The sequence below is a fragment of the Ruegeria atlantica genome (genome assembly GCF_013032505.1).
GTDB classification, from domain to species: Bacteria; Pseudomonadota; Alphaproteobacteria; order Rhodobacterales; family Rhodobacteraceae; genus Ruegeria; species Ruegeria atlantica_F.
Window position 1 is genome coordinate 1 of the sequence record NZ_WQCG01000007.1, and the last position, 20,887, is coordinate 20,887.

Consider the following 20,887-nt stretch of genomic DNA (forward strand, 5'->3'; position numbering starts at 1 on the left):
GCGTCTCCGCCGCTTCCGCAGCGTCCCAAGCGCCTCAGCAGCGCCGGTGAAGGGGTATTTACGGATTAGGTCTGGGACCTGCAACCCCCATTTTGAAAAAACTTCGCATTTCTCGGTAGAAACTTCTCAATGTTAATAAAAACAAAAGGTTAACTTTAGAATTTGGGCTGCGAACACGCTTGTATGCTACCTTCTACAAGGGGATCGTACGCGGTATGAGCGGAATCGTACCCAATGCTTGGTATACCCGCAAAACTCGACCCAAAGAAAACGCCGCCCGAGTCCCCTCGGGCGGCGCTATCCATGTGATGATGACCGGTTTACTTCAGATCGAAGCGATCCGCGTTCATCACCTTGTTCCAGGCCGAAACAAAGTCACAGACGAATTTGCCCTCGGCATCCGCCTGACCGTAGACCTCAGCAAGCGCCCGCAATTGTGAGTTTGAACCAAAGACCAGATCGACACGGGTACCAGTCCATTTGACCTCACCGCTGGCACGGTCACGACCTTCGTAGACGCCCTTGCCTGCAGGCTTCCACTCAGTTCCCATGTCCAGAATGTTGGTGAAGAAGTCGTTGCTGAGGACACCTACACGATCCGTGAACACTCCATGCTTGGCGTCACCGAAGTTGGCGCCCAGAACACGCAGGCCGCCGACAAGTGCCGTCATCTCGGGCGCGGAGAGGGTAAGCAATTGTGCGCGATCGACCAGCAGCTCCTCGGGCGAGACGGTGTAATCAGCCTTTTGGTAGTTGCGGAACCCGTCTGCCGCAGGCTCCAGCACTGCGACGCTGTCCACATCCGTTTGCTCCTGAGTAGCATCGGTGCGGCCCGGGGCGAACGGAACCTCGACGTCCTGACCGCCGGCCTTGGCTGCCTGTTCGATCCCGACAGTTCCGGCCAGAACGATCAGATCAGCCAGCGACACTTTCTTGTTGCCCGACTGCGCGTTGTTGAACGCCTGTTGAACACCTTCCAACGCGTCAAGCGCTTTGGATAGTTTCATCGGTTCGTTTACGTCCCAGTCCTTCTGCGGCGCTAGACGAATACGTGCTCCATTGGCGCCACCGCGCTTGTCCGACCCGCGGAAGGTCGAGGCCGACGCCCACGCAGTCGAAACAAGCTCGGACACCGACAGACCGGTCGCCGCGATCTTGGCTTTCAGATCTGCCACATCCGAATCGTCCACGAGTTCGTGATCCACAGCGGGGACGTTGTCCTGCCAAATCAGCTCTTCGGTCGGGGCTTCCGGGCCGATATAGGCCGAACGCGGGCCCATGTCGCGGTGGGTCAGCTTGAACCATGCGCGGGCGAAGGCATCGGCGAATTCTTCCGGGTTCTCGTGGAAACGTTTCGAGATCGGGCCATAAATCGGATCCATGCGCATCGCCATGTCGGCGGTGGTCATCATGGTCTTGACCTTCTTGGTCGGATCACCGGCCGCCGGGGCCATGTCCTCTTCCTTGACGCCGATCGGTTCCCAGATCCATGCGCCCGAGGGGCTTTTGGTCAGGTTCCACTCATATCCGAACAGCAGATCGAAATAGCCGTTGTCCCATTTGATCGGGTTCGCGGTCCATGCGCCTTCGATCCCCGAGGTTGTGGTGTCATCACCCACGCCCGAGCCGAACTTGTTGATCCAGCCAAGACCCATTTCTTCGATTGGTGCGGCTTCGGGTTCGGGACCGACCAGATCGGGATCACCGGCACCGTGGGCTTTACCAAAGGTGTGGCCACCGGCAACCAGCGCGACGGTTTCCTCATCGTTCATCGCCATCCGACCAAAGGTGTCTCGGATATCACGGCCCGAAGCCAGAACATTGGGCTCACCATCCGGACCTTCTGGGTTCACATAGATCAGACCCATCTGAACGGCAGCCAGCGGGTTTTCCATGTCTCGCTCACCAGTGTAACGGCTGTGCGGATTGTCAGTCGGTGCTAACCATTCGGTTTCGGAGCCCCAGTAAATGTCTTCTTCCGGCGCCCAGATATCCACGCGGCCACCGGCGAAGCCAAAGGTTTTGCCACCCATGGATTCTATTGCGCAGTTGCCTGCCAGGATCATCAGGTCAGCCCAGGAAATCTGGTTGCCGTATTTTTGCTTGATCGGCCACAGCAGGCGGCGCGCCTTGTCCAGGTTGCCGTTGTCCGGCCAGCTGTTCAGTGGCGCGAAACGCTGGTTCCCGGTCGAGGCACCGCCACGGCCATCCGCGGTCCGATAGGTCCCGGCACTGTGCCAAGCCATCCGGATGAACAGCCCCCCATAATGACCGTAATCTGCAGGCCACCAGTCCTGCGAATCCGTCATCAGTGCGTACAGGTCTTCCTTTAGCGCCTTCATGTCCAGCTTCTTGAACTCTTCGGCGTAGTCGAAATCCGGACCCAGCGGGTTCGACGCGGGCGCATGTTGATGCAGGATCGACAAGTTTAACTGGTTCGGCCACCAGTCCCGGTTCGACCGGGTTCCGGCACCATGCATTACAGGGCATCCGCCCGTTTTGGGGTTATCACTTCCGTCCATGTCGATCTCCGATCCTTGCTAAAATTTGGCTCGTTCGCGCGGTAAGAAACGCGGGCGATCAAGAACATATATAGATGACACTTTTACCTCTTTTAGATGCGCGGCTCAAAACGCGCGCATTCCGCAAGAGGTATCGGCGACTCTTGTCTTGTCGTCGCCAGACCTAGCAAATTAAAGCAATGCAAATAAGTTTTCTTTATGGATGATTTCGATAATCAAAAACTATGACCGGGCGCGCACGCGCGTCACTGCAGGACCGGGCAGCAATCAGCCGTCGACCATCAGCGACTGCAGCCCGACCCGATAATTCGGATACATCAGCTTGACGCCCAGCTCATCCTTGATCCGATCATTCCTGACCCGCTTGTTTTCGTTATAAAAGCTGCGCGCCATAGGGGTCATGTCCGCCTCGTCAAACGGCACTTCGGGTGGCAACGGCAATCCCTGCAATTCGGCTGCATAGGCGATGACATCCTGCGGTGGGACGGGTTCATCATCGCACACGTTGTAAATAGCCCCCGGATTAGGCGCAGACATGGACGCGGCAAGAACCTGGGCAATGTCGGCGACATGAATACGCGAAAAGACCTGTCCTGGCTTGATTATGCGCCGCATACCCACACGCTTGAGCTTGGAAAACGGCCCACGGCCGGGACCATAGATGCCCGCCAGACGAAAGATGTGCGTTGGCAAGCCGGGGACGTTTTGCCACTGCTCTTCGGCATGCACCCGCCATTTACCCCGCTGGGCTGTCGGCGTCGCTGGGGTGGTTTCGTCCACCCAAGCGCCCTGATGATCTCCATAAACAGCAGTTGTCGACAGGTAACCAACCCAACTGAATTGCGCCGCCCGTTCGGCGATTTCTTCCCCCAATGCGGCCAGAACCGGATCTCCTGCCGCATTCGGCGCGACCGAGATCAAAAGATGCGTCACGCCATCGAACTGTGGCACTTGCCCCGGCCAGACCACCGGCTCAGCTCCGGATGCCCTGACCATCGGCGATTGGGCCGGGTCGCGCGTGGTGCCAAAGATACGCCAACCTTGAGGTTGCAACAGATGGGACAAGGCCTGCGCCGAGTACCCGTGACCGAAGGAGAATAGTGTGCCTGTCATATACTCTTAGATGATCCGCAATTCCGGCAGATGCAAGAACTCTGCCAAGGATACTTGATTCGAATCCCCCGATGCGCCTTTCTTTTGGTCATGAGTGACAAAACACCAGATCTGCACGCGGCCTACGCGCTGGATTCCCCGGAAGACCACAAGCGTCTATACGCTGAATGGGCCGGGGATTACGACGAAGGCTTTGCCACGCGCGAGGATTATCAGTTGCATATCCACACCGCCCGCGCCTTTGTCGGTGCCGGAGGGCAAGGGCCTGTGCTTGATGTAGGAGCAGGCACCGGCCTGTGCGGCGCGGTTCTGGCCCGATTGGGCGTCGGCCCCATTGATGCCACGGATATCAGCGCTGAAATGCTGGATCAGGCGATGCGTAAGGATATCTACCGCGACGCGATCGAGGCGGATTTGAACGAAGGTATTCCAGTGCCGCGCGACAGCTATTCCGGCATTGTGTCGTCGGGTACGTTTACCCATGGCCATCTTGGACCCGAAGCGCTTTCGGCATTGCTACGCGTGGCGCGCTCTGGCGCTCAGTTTGCTCTGTCTATCAACGCCAAACACTACGAGAAACTTGGCTTTGCCGAGGCATTGCATCGGCTGGCACAAGACCAGATTCGAAATCTGGCCCTGCCAGAGGTGCGTATTTACGGTGATCTCGCGTCGGGGCCCAATAAAGATGACACAGCGCTCATTGCATTGTTCGAGCGTGTTTAGGCTGACTTACCGGCCCTTCCATACAGGATCACGCTTTTCGGCAAAGGCACGGGCACCTTCCAAATTGTCTTCTGAGCCGTACAGAGTATCAACCGTAGGCAACTGCCGCCCGGTGATCCGATTCATGGCGTCCTGAAACTTGGAATCTTCGGCATCCCGTACAATCTCTTTGATTGCGGCATAAACCAAAGGCGGTCCGCTGGCCAAAAGACGCGCCAGTTCCCATGCCCGATCCATCAGTTGATCGCCTGACACGATTTCGTTCACCAATCCCCAGTTCTTAGCCTCTTGGGGGTCAAACCAGCGTCCGGTCAAAAGCAGTTCCATTGCCACGTGATAAGGGATGCGCTTGGGCAGTTTGACGCTGGCGGCATCAGCCACCGTGCCGGACCGGATTTCCGGCAATGCAAAACTGGCGTGATCCGCCGCAATGATCATGTCTGCGCTCAGGGCCAGCTCCAGCCCGCCGCCGCAGGCAATCCCGTTGACCGCCGCGATCACCGGCTTGTTCATATCCCGCAGTTCCTGCAGCCCGCCAAATCCACCGACGCCATAGTCACCGTCCACAGCATCGCCATCAGCTGCGGCCTTCAGGTCCCAGCCGGGGCAAAAGAACTTCTCGCCGCCACCGGTCAGGATTGCGACGCGCAAATCGGGATCATCACGGAAATCGCGAAACACCTCGCCCATGACACGGCTGGTCGCCAAATCAATTGCATTCGCTTTCGGACGGTCCAGCGTGACTTCCAGAATTGCGCCATCACGCTTGGTTTTGACTGGGTTCATAATTTTGCCTTTCGGATCAGAGCGTCCACCGCCACCGCACCATCTGGCGTGCAGATCAGTGGATTTATTTCAACTTCGCTGACATGGGATGCGTTAGCAATGACATAGGCCTGTACAGCTTCGACCGCGTCCAGGATAGCCTCGAAGTCCGCCGCTGGCTTACCGCGATATCCCGCCAGCATCGGTGCGCAGTTCAGTTTGCCCAGCGCCTCCTGCACTGCATCACGCGAGGACGGGATCAGCAAAGAAACCGTGTCACGCAGAATTTCTGTCAGCACCCCACCGGCGCCCAGCGTCAAAACAAACCCGTGGGCCGGGTCTCGGGTCACTCCGACCAATAGTTCCGCCACGCCGGCGACCGCCATTTCCTCAATGAGAACCTCATCGGTTCCAATATCCGCCGAAACTTCGGCGACAACGTCGGCATCAACCTCCAGTCGTACCGCCGCGTGTTCCGACTTATGTGCTAGCCCAACGCCTTTGACAGCGAAAGGACCGGTCAAGTTCGCCGAAACCTGTGCCGCCAAGCCCGACGGTGCCACAACGCTTTGCGGAACACACACGCCGAATTTCGCCAGTGCCCGCTTGGCTTCTGCTTCGGTCAGAACGCTGTCCGCATCATTTTCCGAGGGCAACAGAACCGGTTCGGCCGTCGTCGCTTTCGACACTACTGCCGCCTCAATAGCAGCAAGCGCTTCATGCAAGCCGGCAAAGGGGACAACACCCCCATCCAACAGGCGTTTAGCGACGTCTTGGGGCAAAAGTTCTGGCAGAGTCGCCGTCACCGCAAAAGGACGCCCCGCCTGAGCAACGCAATTCAGCGCGGCTTGCGTTGCACATTCCCAATCACTCGCATCCGTATGAGGATAATCGACAATTGCCATGGTGATGGCCTGTTCCGGGCTCATCATGGCGGACCATGCGCGGGTCATGGCCTGCGTGTCACGCCAGATGTAAGTGTGATAATCCAGCGGGTTCGCCAAGGCTACCATCGGGCCCAGAGCATCGCGCAGGTCAGCCTTTTGCGCTTGCGACAAAGGCGGGAAGTGCAGATTGCGCCCCTCGGCCATGTCCGCAGCCAGACTGGCCTCACCACCTGAGCAACTGATCGACCCCAACCCGTTGCTATCCAAGCGCCCGGCCACGTGCAGCAGCTTGAGACACTCCAGAAAGCTTGGAATGTCATCCAAGCGCGCGATCCCCAGGCGGTCCAGAAAGGCTTGCGCGCCCGCATCTCCTCCCGCCAATGAGGCGGTGTGGGAAATCGTCGCCGCCTGCGCATGCGCCGAACGGCCCATTTTCAGCGCGATGATCGGCACGTTTCGATCCCCGGCTTTTTTGGCCAACGCCTCCCACTTTCGAAGATTTCCGAACCCTTCAATATGGACGCCAATCGCCGTGATCCGGTCGTCATCCAACAGGGCCGAGGCAATGTCGGCCTGATGGGTCTGCGCCTGATTTCCGCTGGTCAGCATAAAAGCCAGCGGCAGGGCGCGGCGCTGCATCGTCATGTTGATTGCGATATTCGAGCTTTGGGTCAGGATCGCAACGCCGCTATCCACAGGCTGCATACCGTGCTGGTCGGGCCAAACTGCGGCGCAATTCAACCCGTTGACGAAGCCGTAGCAATTTGGCCCCAAGATCGGCATCTCACCGGCGGCCTGCACCAACCGGGCCTGAAGATCCGCGCCCTGATCGTCTTCGGCGTTTGCCTCGGTAAAGCCTGAGGCAAAACACACGGCGCCCCCGGCATTCATTTTTGAAAGAACACTAATCGCGTCAATTGTTGCGTGGCGATTGATGCCAACGAAGGCAACATCAGGGGCTGAGGGCAGGTCCTCAAGGCTTGCAAAGGCAGTCAGGCCCGCAATCTGACCGGCTTTTGGGTGGACCGGCCAAATGTCGCCCTGAAATCCAAATTTCTGGGCCTGTTCGATCACCGAAGCGCACCAGGCTCCGCCGCCAATCACGGCGATGGACGTGGGATGCAGAACGCGTGAGAGGGAAGACATCAGGCGCTCCCCACCGTCACGCACCGAGCGCCCTCAGCAGATCGCGGCTTATGATATGTCGCTGAATTTCACTGGTCCCATCCCAGATACGTTCAACCCGCGCGTCACGCCAGAAGCGTTCAAGTGGGTAATCGTCCATCAACCCCATACCGCCGTGGATTTGAATGGCAGCATCGGTGACCCGCGCCAACATTTCCGAAGCATAGAGCTTGGCCGAGGCGATCTCGCGGTTAGCGGGCAGGCCTTTGTCCAGCCGATCTGCTGCCGCCAACGTCAACAGATCCGCCGCGTCGATCTCGGTGATCATATCCGCGATTTGGAACGACACGCCCTGAAACTTGCCGATCTTTTGACCGAACTGTTCACGTGTGGCCGAGTAATCCAAGGCATAGTCAAACGCACGACGCGCGCGTCCCACGGACATCGCAGCAACGGTAATACGGGTCGCATAGAGCCAAGTGTTCATAACGTCGAACCCACCGTCGACCTCTCCCAGCACCTGGCTGTCCGGCAGACGACAATCGTCGAAATCCAGCACCATGTTCTTGTAGCCACGATGGCTGACCGACTTGTATCCATCCCGGATCGTGAAACCGGGCGTTCCGCGATCAACCAGAAATGCCGTGATCCGCTTTTTCGGGCCTTTTGGCGTCTGATCCTCGCCGGTTGCGATGAAGACGATGATGAAATCCGCATGCTCTGCGCCCGAGATGAAATGCTTGGTGCCATTGACCACCCAGTCGCCACCATCCCGAACAGCCGCGCACTTCATCCCACGTACATCCGACCCGGCCCCGGGTTCGGTCATTGCCAGCGCATCCATCTTCTCTCCGCGCACGGCGGGCATCAGGTAGCGCTCGACCTGCTCCCCTTCACAGGCCATCAGAATATTCTGCGGACGTCCGAAGAAATGGTTCAGCGCCATGGAACCGCGGCCCAGCTCACGCTCGACCAGAGAAAATTCCAGATGGTTCAGCCCGGCGCATCCAACGCTTTCGGGGAAATTGCAGGCATAAAAACCCAGTTCAATGGTCTTGCGCTTGATCTCGTCCGCGATCTCCTGCGGGACCTCGCCTGTGCGTTCGACCAGTTCTTCATGCGGGTAGATTTCATTCTCAACAAAACTACGAACGGTTGAGACGATCATTTCCTGTTCGTCGGACAATCCATATTGCATCGGGCGTCTCCAAATCCGGTGTTGGGACATATTCTGACGCGGCTTGCTATTCGAAACATGCAGAAATAGATGTTTACCATGCAAGATTGGACTAAATCGCCCTCTGCACCGCAGCATATTGGGGTTCTTCTGTTTGATGGATTCTCGAACCATTGCTTGGCCAACACGGTCGAACCTCTGCGTGCAGCGAACACTCTGGCCGGTCGTAAATTGTATGACTGGCAGTTCCTCGCGTTGGAGGCCGGTCCGGTGACTTCATCATCCGGTTTGCAGGTTGCGCCGCACGGAGCATTGCAAACCGCCAGTGGCGATATGCTGATGGTCATGCCCTCTTATGGGTTCCGCGCACACGGCGGGTGGCAAACCCTGACGAGCCTGCGCTCGGCGGATCAGCGTTTTAAAGTGCTGGCGGGCCTGGACACCGGAAGCTGGCTTTTGGCGCAGGCGGGGTTGCTGGACGGCCATCGCGCCACGATTCACTGGGAAGAGCTGACCGGATTCACCGAGAGGTTTCCCGATGTCGATGCGCGGCGCGAGCGCTATGTCATCGACCGGAATCGCATTACCTGTTCGGGGGCAATGGCGGCCTTTGATCTGGTATTGCACCTGATTGGGCGGGATCAGGGGCAGGCCTTGGCGCTCGAAGTTTCGCAGCTGTTTATGACCCGCGATTCCGCGCGTTCGCACAAGGGCGGCGTTGGTGCGACCAGCGGTTACGTGAACAAAGCGTTAGCCCTGATGCAGGAACATCTTGAAAACCCCCTGCCCGTATCTGAAATCGCAAACCGAGTGGGCCGGTCGCAGAAAGCCTTGTCTGTACGCGTGCAAGCCGAACTGGGTGCAGGCCCTGCTCAGGTCTATCGCCGCCTGCGCCTGAATCTTGCGCGCAAACTCGTAGCAGAAACCGACCTGAGCATCGGTGAAGTTGCCCTGCGCGCGGGCTATGACGATCCCAGCGCCCTGACCCGCGCCTTTAAGGCCGAGTTTGGAACCACGCCGCGCGCGCTGCGGGCCGACTAGGTATACATCTGTTTCTTGTACGCCCTTGTTCGCGTCGTCGCCTCGGCTGATCCGTCGTGATAGGTGCCGAACCACTTGTCGAACGGGATTTCAGAAGTGCCGTAGTTGCACTCGAAATACCGATGATGCAGCTGGTGAAAGAAGTCCCCGGCGCGGGCCGCATCCGTATCTCCGGCCTTTAGCTTTTCAAAGCCGGAATGGGATAGAACGGGGCTAACCTGCTGAAAGTACGCGTGAAACAGAACATGAAGTGGATGCGACGGCACGATCAAGTGGATGAAATAGGTCGTGAAGTACAACAGGTTCTCGTACCAGTGGTTCGAAATTCCCGACCAGGGCCCGATGTTCACGTTCCGATGGTGCACGGCGTGCACGTATTTGTAAAGCTTCGGGTGATGCTCGAGCCGGTGCACCCAATAGAAATGCAACCCCGACCACATCGGGATGAACACCATCCAGACCACGAACCACACTGGCGCGCCGGACCATGTCACAGTGGGCACATACCCGTTGGCCATCGCCCAGTAGATAACCCACTGATAAACCGTCGCAACGGTCATCGCGCTGCCCAGCGTCCACCAGATATTGTCCAGAACCTGATTGCGGAAGGAGAATGTACCGTTGTTGCGGGTTAGGTCGCGACGGTCGAACTTTTTGTACATGCCCTGTCCTTTTCGCATGTACAGCCACCAATGCAGACTGCCTGCGACAAGAATCTGGGGCACCATATTCAGTAACCAGATGCGAAACATCCACCCGGGCGCGAAGGTTTGCATTGCTTCAAGCGAGGGAAAGAAGAACGCATAGGCGATGACGGCCAGAGACAGGCACAAGGTCAGTGCCGTGATCTGCAGCCACGCTCCGCTATACCATTTCAGCACTTCAGCGGGGCGCGGCGGCCATTTAAACAAAGGGTTTAAACTTACCGGGCCGTCGGGGTGATAGTGCCAACGGGCGGATTCGGGGTTCTGAGTCGTGTCGGTCATGGTGGTTACCCAGTTGAAGTGGTCAGGTGGCGTAGTCCGAGCCTTCGTCATCCAGCAAGGCTTTGATCTCCCGCAGATGTGCTTCGGCCTGATCAGGATAGTCTTCCAACTCTTGCGCGGTCTTCTCGGCAACCTCTTCCGACAGCACGCGCAATCGTTGTCCCGTCTGCAGCGCGCGGATGTAGGTTTCCGCTGCGCGTTCAAAATAATAGAGTCTATTAAAGGTGTCTGCCGGATCACTGCCAATCACAAGGACACCGTGATTGCCCATAATCATGACCTTCTTCTTAGGGTCCGACAGCATCGACGCACAGCGTTCACCTTCGCTTTCAAAGGCAAGTCCTCCGAACTCTTCATCCACCACATACCGGTTGTAGAAGGTAGCCGTGTTCTGATCGATCGGCGGTAGCGAGCTGTCTGCCAGGGACGCGAGCACCGTTGCAAAGATCGAATGCACATGCATGACGCAACGTGCGTGCGGGCAGTGACGATGGATTGAACCATGCAGACCCCAAGCCGTCGGATCCGGGGCACCGGGTTGGTTCATCACATCGGCATCATTTGCGTCCAGAAACAGCAGATTTGACGCTTTGACCCGTGCAAAGTGCATCTGGTTCGGGTTCATCAAAAACTGCGTACCTTCCGGATTCACCGCAAGGCTGAAATGATTGGCAACGCCTTCGTGCATGTTCAGCCGCTCGACCCAGCGAAAGGTTGCAGCCAGATCAACTCTTTCGGCCCAGTGGTCGATATTGGCGCGCAGGTTGGTGACAGTCATTCCGGGCTCCTTTGCGGATAGCTGAGAACTTTCGGAAATCGTGCCTGCGGCATCAAAAATTGACCAACGAAAAAAACGCAACTATTCCATTAGCTGAACTAATGGCAAGATTATACACATGCAGAAACCACTTCCTCCGCTGGGCTGGCTCCGCACATTCGAGGCAGCCGCCCGCCACCTGTCCTTTACCGGCGCGGCCCGGGATCTGAACATGACCCAAAGCGCGGTTAGTCAGCAGATCAAGTCGTTGGAAGGATACCTTGGACAACCTTTGTTCCTGCGGCGCCCGCGTGCATTGGAGCTGACCGAAGCAGGCATCACCTACCTGCCCGTGGTGCGCGAGGCGTTTCGGACTCTGGTGCGCGGAACTCAGGCCGTGACGGGGGCCCAGAAAAACGCGGTTCAGGTTCAAAGCAACATTACATTTGCCGTGAACTGGCTGGCACCCAGACTGCCAAGCTTCCGGAGCGCGCATCCAGATGTTCAGCTGAACATCTTCACCGAGCTCTGGGAACCCCGCGAAATGGCCGAAGGGGCGGCAGTGGAAATCCGGTACTCATTGCGGCCGTCAGATACGGTTCGAACCGAGTTGCTGAGAACAGACCACTACTACCCGGTCTGCGCGCCGGGATATGAAGTGGCGCTGGAGAACCTGCAACAGCAGCCGCTTTTTGATTGCTCGAACCTGCTGTCGAACTGGCAGGGCTGGCTTGAGGAACAGGGTCTAAACTGGGAAAAGCCTGCAATCACATATTCGACGACCTACTTGGTTAGTTTGTCTGTCGCCATGGCCGGCGGTGGGCTGTGTCTGGCACATGACACCATTGCCTCTGACCTGATTGCACAAGGTCGTTTGGTTGCTCCGTTTGCTCATCGCGCGCCGATGCCCGAAGCCTATTACCTGCTGCTGTCGCCGAGCGCAGAAGAAAGCCCCGGCGCAATTGCCTTTGCCAACTGGGTTCGCCATGAGTTGGAGAGTGATTCACTGATGTAACCGGGCGCTGCACCCGCCCGTCATTGATGCCCTGACGGGCGACTTTTCTGGTTGGGCCGGGCCGTGTTGACGCGCTGCGTGAAGGTTTGATGATACCTGTTCACAAGGGGTTGAACCTTCCTGCGCATTCGGGAAAGTTGGGCCATGGAATACACACCCTTCCCAAGTTGGCCCGATGTCGCCCCCCGTCTGATTGCAGTAGCTGCAGGTCGTGAAGCTGCGGATTTGGTTATTCGCGGCGGAATCTGGGTGAATGTGCACAGCCGCGAAGCGCTGCCGGATCATGACATTGCAATTGCTGACGGGCGCATCGCCTATGTTGGACCCGATGCATCACATTGCACCGGCCCAGAGACTGAGATCATCGAGGCGACCGGGCGCTATATGGTTCCTGGCCTGTGCGACGCTCATATGCATATCGAGTCAGGTATGCTGACACCGGCCGAATTTGCCCGCGCTGTCATCCCGCATGGAACGACCAGCATGTTCACCGACCCGCATGAGATCGCCAATGTGCTGGGGCTGGATGGCGTGCGCATGATGCATGATGAGGCAATGATGCAGCCGGTGAACATTTTCACTCAGATGCCATCCTGCGCCCCATCTGCTCCGGGGTTGGAAACCACCGGGTACGAGATCACCGCTGAAGACGTGGCCGAGGCGATGAACTGGCCCGGTATTATCGGCCTGGGCGAGATGATGAATTTCCCTGGCGTGATAAATGGCGATCCCAAAATGCTGGCAGAGATAGCCGCCACTCAACACGCAGGCAAAACCGTTGGTGGGCATTACGCATCGCCCAATCTAGGGCCTGATTTTGCGGCCTATGTGGCCGGCGGACCTGCAGACGACCACGAAGGTACTTGCGAAGCTGACGCAATAGCGCGTGTTCGTCAGGGTATGCGGTCGATGATGCGACTGGGCTCAGCCTGGTATGACGTCGAAAGCCAAATCACGGCCGTCACAGAAAAAGGATTGGACCCGCGCAATTTCATCCTGTGCACGGATGATTGCCACTCGGGTACGTTGGTGAATGATGGTCATATGAACCGCGTGGTTCGACACGCCATTGCTTGCGGATGTGATCCTCTGATTGCCCTGCAAATGGCGACGATCAACACGGCAACCCATTTCGGGCTCGAGCGTGAGATTGGCTCGATTACCCCAGGGCGGCGCGCGGATGTCATCCTCAGCTCTGACCTGAAGGAACTGCCCATCGAGACTGTTATTGCACGCGGTCAGATTGTGGCCGAGAACGGCGTCATTTCCTCAGATTGCCCCCACCTCAACTGGCCTGACAGCGCGCGCAGCACCGTCCATCTGGGGCACAGCCTGACTGCTGCAGATTTTGAAATCGAAGCGCCCGCCGGCGCAAACCGCGTGCAGGCCAACGTGATCGGCGTGGTAGAAAACCAGGCCCCGACCAAAGCTCTGAAAGCTGAATTGCCGATCATCGGAGGATTGGTCGAAGGCGAGGGCGATGTCTGCCAGATCGCTCTGGTCGAACGGCACCGTGCCACGGGCGGTGTGACGAACGCCTTTGTTTCCGGTTTCGGATATCAAGGCAAGATGGCCATGGCCTCGACTGTGGCACATGACAGCCACCACATGATTGTTGTGGGTACCGACCGCGAACAGATGGCGTTGGCCGCAAACCGGCTGGCCGAAGTGGGCGGAGGCATCACCATCTTCCGCGATGGGGAGGAACTGGCGCTGGTCGAGCTACCCATCGCAGGCCTGATGTCGGACAGCCCGGCTGCGAACGTCGCCGCCAAGGCCGAAGACATGGTTGCCGCAATGGTGGCCTGCGGCTGCACCCTCAACAACGCATATATGCAGCATTCACTTTTGGCGCTGGTCGTTATTCCGGAGTTACGGATTTCGGACCTGGGTCTGGTGGATGTGCGCACTTTTGAAAAGATCGATCTTCTGGAACCACTTGCATGACAATAATAAGAACACCCGACGCACCCAAAGCCGAGCAATTCACTGACCCCAAAGCAGCCGTCGCCCGTTTAGAAGAGCTGTACGAGCAGGCGACCCGTTTTTTGTGCGACAGTTTTGCCGAAGCAATGGAGCAGGGTACGCCAACCGTACGGTTCAGAGCCTATTACCCGGAAATTCGTATCAGAACGTCGTCATACGCCCATGTTGACAGCCGGTTGAGCTTTGGCCACGTCTCGGAACCAGGCATTCACGCGACAACCGTCACGCGCCCGGATCTGTTCCGGTCCTACCTGACCCAGCAGATCGCGTTGCTGATCAAGAACCACGACCAACCGGTCACGATCGGTGCATCCGACACGCCGATCCCGGTGCATTTCGCTGTCGCCAGCAATCCTGACCTGCACGTCCCGCAACAGGGCGCGGCCGGGTTCACATTGCGCGATGTGTTTGACGTTCCCGACCTGACCACCACCAACGATGATATCGTGAACGGGGTTTACGACCACGAAGACCAGGCCGGCCCGCTGGCCTTGTTCACTGCCCAGCGCGTGGATTATTCGCTGGCCCGTCTTGCGCATTACACCGCAACTGACCCCAGCCATTTCCAGAACCATGTCCTGTTCACGAACTACCAGTTCTACGTCTCTGAGTTCGAGAATTACGCACGCGAGCAATTGGCAGATCCAGACAGCGGCTACACCAGCTTTGTCTCGACCGGGAATGTCGAAATTACGGACTCGGGAGAAGAGTTGGCACAGCCGCTGAAGTTGCCGCAAATGCCGACCTATCACTTGAAGCGTAACGATGGGTCCGGGATCACGTTGGTGAATATCGGCGTTGGCCCGTCGAACGCGAAAACGGCAACAGATCACATCGCCGTTCTACGGCCCCACGCCTGGCTGATGGTCGGTCACTGTGCCGGTCTACGCAACACGCAGGCGCTTGGCGACTTTGTTCTCGCCCACGCCTATTTGCGCGAAGACAAGGTTCTGGATGACGATCTGCCGGTCTGGGTTCCCATCCCACCACTGGCCGAGGTTCAGGTCGCACTGGAAAGCGCGGTGGCCGAGGTCACCGAACTGGAGGGATACGAACTTAAGCGGATCATGCGGACCGGCACCGTCGCCTCGGTCGACAACCGCAACTGGGAACTGCGCGACCAGTCCGGACCTGTGCAAAGGCTCAGCCAATCACGCGCCATCGCGCTGGATATGGAAAGCGCAACCATCGCCGCAAACGGCTATCGGTTCCGCGTTCCATACGGCACGCTCTTATGTGTATCTGACAAACCGCTGCATGGGGAATTAAAGCTTCCAGGCATGGCATCTGCCTTCTATACCACTCAGGTAAGCCGCCATCTGGCCATCGGAATTCGGGCGATGGAACACTTGCGTGGCATGCCGTTAGAGCGGTTACACAGCCGGAAATTGCGTTCTTTCGACGAAACAGCCTTTCTCTGACGCAAAAAAGCAACGTTTTCCCCATATTTTTAGGGTTTTCCGCGCTACTATTCGTTGTGTTCGGCCACAATATCCCGTTACAGTTACGCGGTGAGGCCCTATGTATCGGGCACGTTAAGGAGACCAAGAAATGGCAAAGCCTATGACAAAGACTCAGCTGGTGGCTGCTCTCGCTGAGGAAATGGGAACCGACAAGAAAGCTGCAAACGCAGCGTTGGAGGCCATGACCGGCCTGATCACCCGCGAAGTTTCAGCCGGTGGCGCAGTAACCCTGCCCGGCGTCGGCAAAATCTACTGCCGCGAGCGCCCCGAGCGCATGGTGCGCAACCCCGCCACAGGCGAGCAGTTCAAGAAAGAAGCCGACAAAGTGGTCAAAATGACCATTGCGAAAGCTCTGAAGGACAGCGTGAACGGCTGATCTCAGCTTTCACTTCAAGCGATTGAGGGCCGCCGATTGGGGGCCCTTTTTCTTTGCCTGATCTCAGTTGACTTGATCAAAGCACCAGTATGCCCCCTCTCACAGGTGGGTATGAACAACCTTGAGCGCATGGTTCAGCATTGCCCGGTTGATCTCTTCATCAGCTAGAGAATTCGGCGCCGGCGTAAGCGAAGCTTTTTGCGTCCGCTCACCAACCGGAAGAACACGCCCTTCCATAACGGTTCCCCAAACATTGATGTCGCGGATCATTGCCGGGTCCACACTGAGGGGATTTTCATCCAGTATAGTCAGGTTAGCTCTTTTGCCAGGTTCGATGCTTCCGATCTCATCACCCAGCCTAAGGGCGTAAGCCGCCTCGATTGTAACTCCGCGAAGCGCCATTTCAGCAGGCACCCTCTGATCCGCGCCAGCGATACGACCGGAAGTGGTTTCTCGATTGACAGCACACCACATCAGAAACAGCGGATCCGCAGGTGCCATCGGCATGTCGGAATGCAGCGACCATGGAATTCCAGTGAGTGATAAGTCGCCTAAGCGAACCATCGAATCCGCTCGTTCCGGGCCAAGACCAACTTTTGAGTACTGATCCGCCAGCGCGGTAACGTAGTAGGGATTCCCGCTGACGATGGCTCCAAGCGCTCTGATCCGTTCGACCTGATCCCAGGCGCTGACAGCAAAATGCACTAATACGGTGCGGTGATCATATCTTGGGTTCCGGCGTAGATTCGATTCGAGCGTATCAAGAACCCGATCAAGTCCGGCATCACCATTGACGTGAATATGAATCTGATAGCCCGCGTCCCAGTAAATGCGGAACGCACGCTCGAACAAATCGCGGTCCATCATCCACTCACCGTCATGACCATCAAGATAAGGATCACGTACCTGCATCAGCAGCGAATAAATTGCGCCATCTGCAAAAAGCTTTGCCTGCTTTGGCGCAAGACTTGTCATGCCACCATACCAAGAGGCCAGCTTTTCGGTTTCAGCAATGACTTGCGCATCATCCGAATAGGTCGCGACCATCGACTTTGCGTCCACGATAAATGACCAGCGAAATGGCATATCCGGGTTCGAGAAGATTTCGTTGACGCCGTCCTGAACCGGTTTAGACAGAATCCCGCCCGGCTCATTGCCGAAGGTAATGCCTTTGGCGTGCATATAGTCGCGCGTGATTTCCAGACCGGATCGCAGGCGTTCAGGGGTTGCGACCATATTCGCGATGTTAGGTAAAACTGCGAACAGACCCTGTTCCCAAAACCGCGCCTCTTCAAAACTGCTTTGCTCTTTTGCTGACGGGCTGAAAGTTTCGAACTTGTCCCGGGTGACACCGCCACGCTCCATAGCCGCCGAGTTCAGTACCATCTCGTGACATGAGCGCGCCCAAACAAGAATAGGACGTGTTTCGCTGATTGTATCGAGGTCAGAACGTGTCAACGGGCCGTAAAATGCCGGATGATACCCCCAGCTAAGTAATGGTTCGTCTGGATCCGACTTTTCAGATTCCGCTTTGGCAAGACGCTCCATGAATTCTTGTTTGTCCGTTACGCGCGGCACGGTTCCGCTCGGCAAAACCCAATCCTCAATTGCGAGGATTTCAGACGACATTGTTAGGGCAGCAAGCACCGGATGGTCATGTTGTGCAATAAACCCAGGAACGATCACGTTATCAGCGAACGTCGTATCGATTTCGTAAGGCTGGTCGCCTAAGACGCGCTGTACATCTTCCAGTGTTCCCGCCCAAAGAATTCTGTCACCGACAACGGCAACCGCTTCGGCCGTCGGGCGCGCATCATCCAGCGTGATGATTTCTCTCGCAGTGTAGATCGTTGCCTGAGGCAGCGAGACGATCGATCCGCCGATATCTTGTAATGATCCGGTTTCCGCCAAAACATGCTGCAAGGGCGTCAAAGTTGCAGCAGAAGCAATTCCAGCACCCACGAATTTCCGGCGGCCGATATCTTTCATAGTGAAGTTCCTTCAGACAGAACGGTTGGAATGGAATTCGGATTCAAAATTGAACTACTTCCATTACATTATCTGAATTTCATTCATTGTCTCGCTCTGGCACAAAAAAACCCCACAGAGCATTCTGCGGGGTTTGATTGTTAGCGGCGCATCCGCCGCCTGTCGAAATCCAGGTTTTGGCTTAGTGAACAGTCTCAACCTTATGGAAGTCCAGATCACGATCTTCCGGCATTGAGTCGATGCTCAGCACCTCTTTGCGCTTGGTGATCAGAATATAAACCACGCATGCCAAGTACAGACCGACGACCACGGCTCCGATCCACTGGATCTGCAGCCACTGGCTTTGGAACAGCAGGGTGAGAACAAACAACAAAGCGACGTTGCCTGCGACGTAGATCGCTTTACCGAACCGCTCGACTGTCAGGTTCAAGTTGTCTGTATAGAGCCTAATCAGCGAGTCCAGCGAGTTGATCACAAAGGTCACACCCACAATCACCATCGCGATGTTGGTAATGCCCGCAGTGCTGATGCCGTTCAGGTGGTAGTAGTAGAGAACGGTGAACCAGATACCCAGTGGGATCGACGGGAAGATCAGCAATGCAGCGAGCAACTGCCATGTGGTCAAACCACCGACAAATCGCGAAGTGAACTGCCCGATCATGATCGACCACGCGAACCACCAGAACAGGTAGAAGGCGTGATAGTCGGTCAGCGGCAGGACAAACTTGTGCAGATTGGCGAAATAAGCGCTGATGTTGCTACCGGTTTCAACAAATCCGGTCATACCCATACCGGCCGCGACCCACATTCCGATGATCAGTGCCAGAAACAGGAAGGTAGAACCGACTGACAGGATGCGGACGTATTTCAGGTCGGTCGAGGAATAGGCCGCTGCCAGAATGACCACGAATACGATAATGTAGAAGGTTGAAACCACGGATTCACCATCTCCGACCTCGGGCAGATAGCCGGGCAGGTAGATCAGAAACAGGCTGGCGGTGAAGGCACAGGTGCCAATAATCACCACGTTGTTGATCAACTTGACCAGCGGGATCTCAAAGAACTTCACGCGGGGTTCGATGACGCAGAAATAGAACGCCGTCAGGAAGTAGAAGGCCCAGATCAGGAAACCCCAGAACCCGAACTCGATGGCCAGAGGATTGGCGAAGGCATAAGCCGGTTCCTCGGCATATCCGCCGAACTCAGTCAGCGGGAACATGATCAGCCCAACGTCCAATCCGGACGTGAACAGGATCGCAATGAAGGTGAACAGATGTACGGGCGAAACGCCCACACAGCGCAGGTTCCACCACTTCACGACGAAGAAGGCGACCAGGCCCAATGCAAGCAGAACGCCGAAAGACAGAATGTACTCCAAAAGCACCAGCTTTCCTCCCTTGGTTAGTCAGAGTGCCGGCCACATACACTTAATTGACTGATCAATCAACAAACGGGTTATCGCAGAACACAACAGGCGGGACCTGTGGTTTTTTTGACGCGCGGTGCTTGCGCGTTTCAGATATTTCCGAAACAGTCGCGGCGTTTGGGAAAGGGTCACCATGGATCTGCGCGCCATTGCCATGGGGCTGGCATTTGCCTTTATCTGGTCGTCAGCCTTTACCTCGGCGCGGATCATCGTTGCCGATGCCTCGCCCCTTTTCTCACTGGCGCTGCGATTTTTGATATCGGGGTTGTTGGGGGTCGCAATTGCACGGGCGATGGGCCAAAGCTGGAGGCTGACGCGCGCGCAATGGTACGCGACTATTCTGTTCGGAATATGCCAAAATGCCCTTTATTTGGGTCTGAATTTCTACGCGATGCAAACCGTACAGGCTTCGGTCGCGGCGATCATTGCCTCGACAATGCCACTGATCGTGGCATTAGCCAGCTGGACACTGTTTCACGAGAAGCTTCGGCCGCTGGGCGTGATCGGACTGCTGGCCGGTTTCGCTGGCGTAGCATTGATCATGAGCAGCCGGATAAGCGCGGGCGCAGACTTGTTTGGCGTCATGCTGTGCGGGTTGGGTGCGCTGGCGCTCAGCTTTGCGACTCTGGCTGTGCGCGGAGCAACGTCGGGCGGCAATTTCATGATGGTGGTCGGGCTACAGATGCTGGTGGGCTCGGCACTTCTGTTCCTCGCCGCACCCATTTTTGAGACGATCTACATCCACCCGAACGTACCGTGGATGCTGGCCTTCGCTTATACGACGCTGTTCCCTGGCTTGTTGGCGACACTGATCTGGTTCCATTTGTTGAACAGGATCGGCGCGATCCGGGCCGCAACTTTTCACTTTTTGAACCCGGTCTTTGGCGTCGCGGTTGCTGCCGTTCTGCTGGGTGAAAAGCTTGGTCCGATGGATGCGGTTGGCGTGGGCATTACAACGCTGGGCATTCTGGCAGTGCAGCTGTCTCGGCAAACCGATCAGCGCAGCAATGCCTCAACTTGACGCAAGAGCTTCGGTGAATCCGGTTTGACGTTCGAGCCGTACGTCGCGACAACCTCGCCCGCTGGGTCAATCAGAATCTTGTTGAAGTTCCACTTGGGGACAAAGCCCGTCTGCTGGGCAACGGCCTTATAAAACGGATGAGCACCGGCGTCCTTGACCGGGGTGATGTCGGTCATGGGCAAGGTCAGACCATAATTCATCTCGCAGAATTGTTTCACTTCTTTCGCTGACCCCAGTTCCTGATTGAACGAGTCCGAAGGGACGGCCAAAACCACGAGACCTCGATCAGCATAGGTGTCATGGATCTTTTGCAAGCCAGCGTATTGCCCCGTGAACCCGCAATGGGACGCCGTGTTCACAATCAGCACCGGCTGACCTCTCCACCCCTCAAGAGAAAGCGTTCCGCCGTCAATCGAGTCAAACTCACCGGTCAAAGGTGTAGCTTGAACAGCCCGGGCAACCAGCAATAGGACGGATAACAGAAGCAGTCTCAACATGGTGTTACCTCCTTTATT

At 56.8% G+C, this 20,887-nt stretch carries 17 protein-coding genes; 7 read left to right on the forward strand and 10 right to left on the reverse strand.

What is annotated here, in order from left to right; all coding sequences use genetic code 11:
- Nucleotides 1-320: 320 nt before the first annotated feature.
- Both katG and GOW92_RS19770 read right to left on the reverse strand, forming a co-directional pair.
- Nucleotides 321-2,522: a catalase/peroxidase HPI gene (gene katG, locus GOW92_RS19765; RefSeq protein WP_170563795.1), complete on the reverse strand. Its 2,202-nt coding sequence runs from the start codon at nt 2,520-2,522 to the stop codon at nt 321-323.
- A gap of 267 nt (nt 2,523-2,789) precedes the next feature.
- The gene (locus tag GOW92_RS19770; RefSeq protein WP_170563798.1) at nt 2,790-3,635 is read right to left on the reverse strand and encodes an SDR family oxidoreductase; all 846 of its coding nucleotides are present in this window, start codon (nt 3,633-3,635) and stop codon (nt 2,790-2,792) included.
- A gap of 90 nt (nt 3,636-3,725) precedes the next feature.
- Here GOW92_RS19770 and GOW92_RS19775 point away from each other — a divergent pair, with 90 nt between their 5' ends.
- On the forward strand, nt 3,726-4,358 hold the full coding sequence (locus GOW92_RS19775; RefSeq protein ID WP_170563800.1) for a class I SAM-dependent DNA methyltransferase: 633 nt from the start codon (nt 3,726-3,728) through the stop codon (nt 4,356-4,358).
- Between the two features lie 6 nt (nt 4,359-4,364).
- On the opposite strand, the gene GOW92_RS19780 is transcribed toward GOW92_RS19775, so the two are convergent.
- From GOW92_RS19780 to GOW92_RS19790, 3 genes are read right to left on the reverse strand one after another with little or no spacing between them, the layout of a single operon-like run.
- Nucleotides 4,365-5,144, reverse strand: coding sequence for a carnitinyl-CoA dehydratase (locus tag GOW92_RS19780; protein WP_170563803.1), 780 nt, complete (start codon nt 5,142-5,144; stop codon nt 4,365-4,367).
- Nucleotides 5,141-7,156 (reverse strand): acetate--CoA ligase family protein, encoded by a 2,016-nt coding sequence (locus tag GOW92_RS19785; protein ID WP_170563806.1) that lies wholly within the window; start codon nt 7,154-7,156, stop codon nt 5,141-5,143. The genes GOW92_RS19780 and GOW92_RS19785 overlap by 4 nt, the downstream gene beginning before the upstream one ends.
- A gap of 16 nt (nt 7,157-7,172) precedes the next feature.
- Nucleotides 7,173-8,333, reverse strand: coding sequence for an acyl-CoA dehydrogenase family protein (locus GOW92_RS19790; protein WP_170563809.1), 1,161 nt, complete (start codon nt 8,331-8,333; stop codon nt 7,173-7,175).
- A gap of 78 nt (nt 8,334-8,411) precedes the next feature.
- On the opposite strand from GOW92_RS19790, the gene GOW92_RS19795 reads away from it, so the two are divergent.
- Complete coding sequence (locus GOW92_RS19795; RefSeq protein WP_170563812.1) at nt 8,412-9,353, forward strand: GlxA family transcriptional regulator; 942 nt, start codon at nt 8,412-8,414, stop codon at nt 9,351-9,353.
- Here the strand turns inward: GOW92_RS19795 and GOW92_RS19800 are convergent.
- Nucleotides 9,350-10,339, reverse strand: coding sequence for a sterol desaturase family protein (locus tag GOW92_RS19800; protein ID WP_170563815.1), 990 nt, complete (start codon nt 10,337-10,339; stop codon nt 9,350-9,352). The two genes, GOW92_RS19795 and GOW92_RS19800, sit on opposite strands and share 4 nt — an antisense overlap.
- Before the next feature lie 22 nt (nt 10,340-10,361).
- Entirely contained in the window at nt 10,362-11,117 is a 756-nt protein-coding gene (locus GOW92_RS19805) for a class II aldolase and adducin N-terminal domain-containing protein (RefSeq protein ID WP_170563818.1), read from the reverse strand.
- A 118-nt stretch (nt 11,118-11,235) separates the two neighbouring features.
- On the opposite strand from GOW92_RS19805, the gene GOW92_RS19810 reads away from it, so the two are divergent.
- The 4 genes from GOW92_RS19810 (at nt 11,236) to GOW92_RS19825 (ending at nt 15,936) form a co-directional block, all read left to right on the forward strand.
- The gene (locus tag GOW92_RS19810) at nt 11,236-12,111 is read left to right on the forward strand and encodes a LysR substrate-binding domain-containing protein (RefSeq protein WP_170563821.1); all 876 of its coding nucleotides are present in this window, start codon (nt 11,236-11,238) and stop codon (nt 12,109-12,111) included.
- Between the two features lie 144 nt (nt 12,112-12,255).
- Nucleotides 12,256-14,058, forward strand: a complete 1,803-nt coding sequence (ade, locus tag GOW92_RS19815; protein ID WP_170563824.1) for an adenine deaminase — start codon at nt 12,256-12,258, stop codon at nt 14,056-14,058.
- Nucleotides 14,055-15,518, forward strand: a complete 1,464-nt coding sequence (locus GOW92_RS19820) for an AMP nucleosidase (protein ID WP_170563826.1) — start codon at nt 14,055-14,057, stop codon at nt 15,516-15,518. The genes ade and GOW92_RS19820 overlap by 4 nt, the downstream gene beginning before the upstream one ends.
- Nucleotides 15,519-15,648: 130 nt before the next feature.
- On the forward strand, nt 15,649-15,936 hold the full coding sequence (locus GOW92_RS19825) for an HU family DNA-binding protein (RefSeq protein WP_039533371.1): 288 nt from the start codon (nt 15,649-15,651) through the stop codon (nt 15,934-15,936).
- 99 nt (nt 15,937-16,035) lie between these two features.
- Here the strand turns inward: GOW92_RS19825 and GOW92_RS19830 are convergent, their stop codons facing one another.
- Nucleotides 16,036-17,925: an amidohydrolase gene (locus tag GOW92_RS19830; RefSeq protein ID WP_170563829.1), complete on the reverse strand. Its 1,890-nt coding sequence runs from the start codon at nt 17,923-17,925 to the stop codon at nt 16,036-16,038.
- A gap of 181 nt (nt 17,926-18,106) precedes the next feature.
- Nucleotides 18,107-19,303: a BCCT family transporter gene (locus GOW92_RS19835; RefSeq protein WP_170564274.1), complete on the reverse strand. Its 1,197-nt coding sequence runs from the start codon at nt 19,301-19,303 to the stop codon at nt 18,107-18,109.
- Nucleotides 19,304-19,484: 181 nt separating this feature from the next.
- Here GOW92_RS19835 and GOW92_RS19840 point away from each other — a divergent pair, with 181 nt between their 5' ends.
- Complete coding sequence (locus tag GOW92_RS19840; protein ID WP_170563832.1) at nt 19,485-20,372, forward strand: DMT family transporter; 888 nt, start codon at nt 19,485-19,487, stop codon at nt 20,370-20,372.
- Here GOW92_RS19840 and GOW92_RS19845 read toward each other — a convergent pair.
- A complete protein-coding gene (locus GOW92_RS19845; protein WP_170563834.1) occupies nt 20,348-20,869 on the reverse strand; it encodes a glutathione peroxidase in 522 nt (173 codons plus the stop codon). The two genes, GOW92_RS19840 and GOW92_RS19845, sit on opposite strands and share 25 nt — an antisense overlap.
- Nucleotides 20,870-20,887 lie beyond the last annotated feature (18 nt).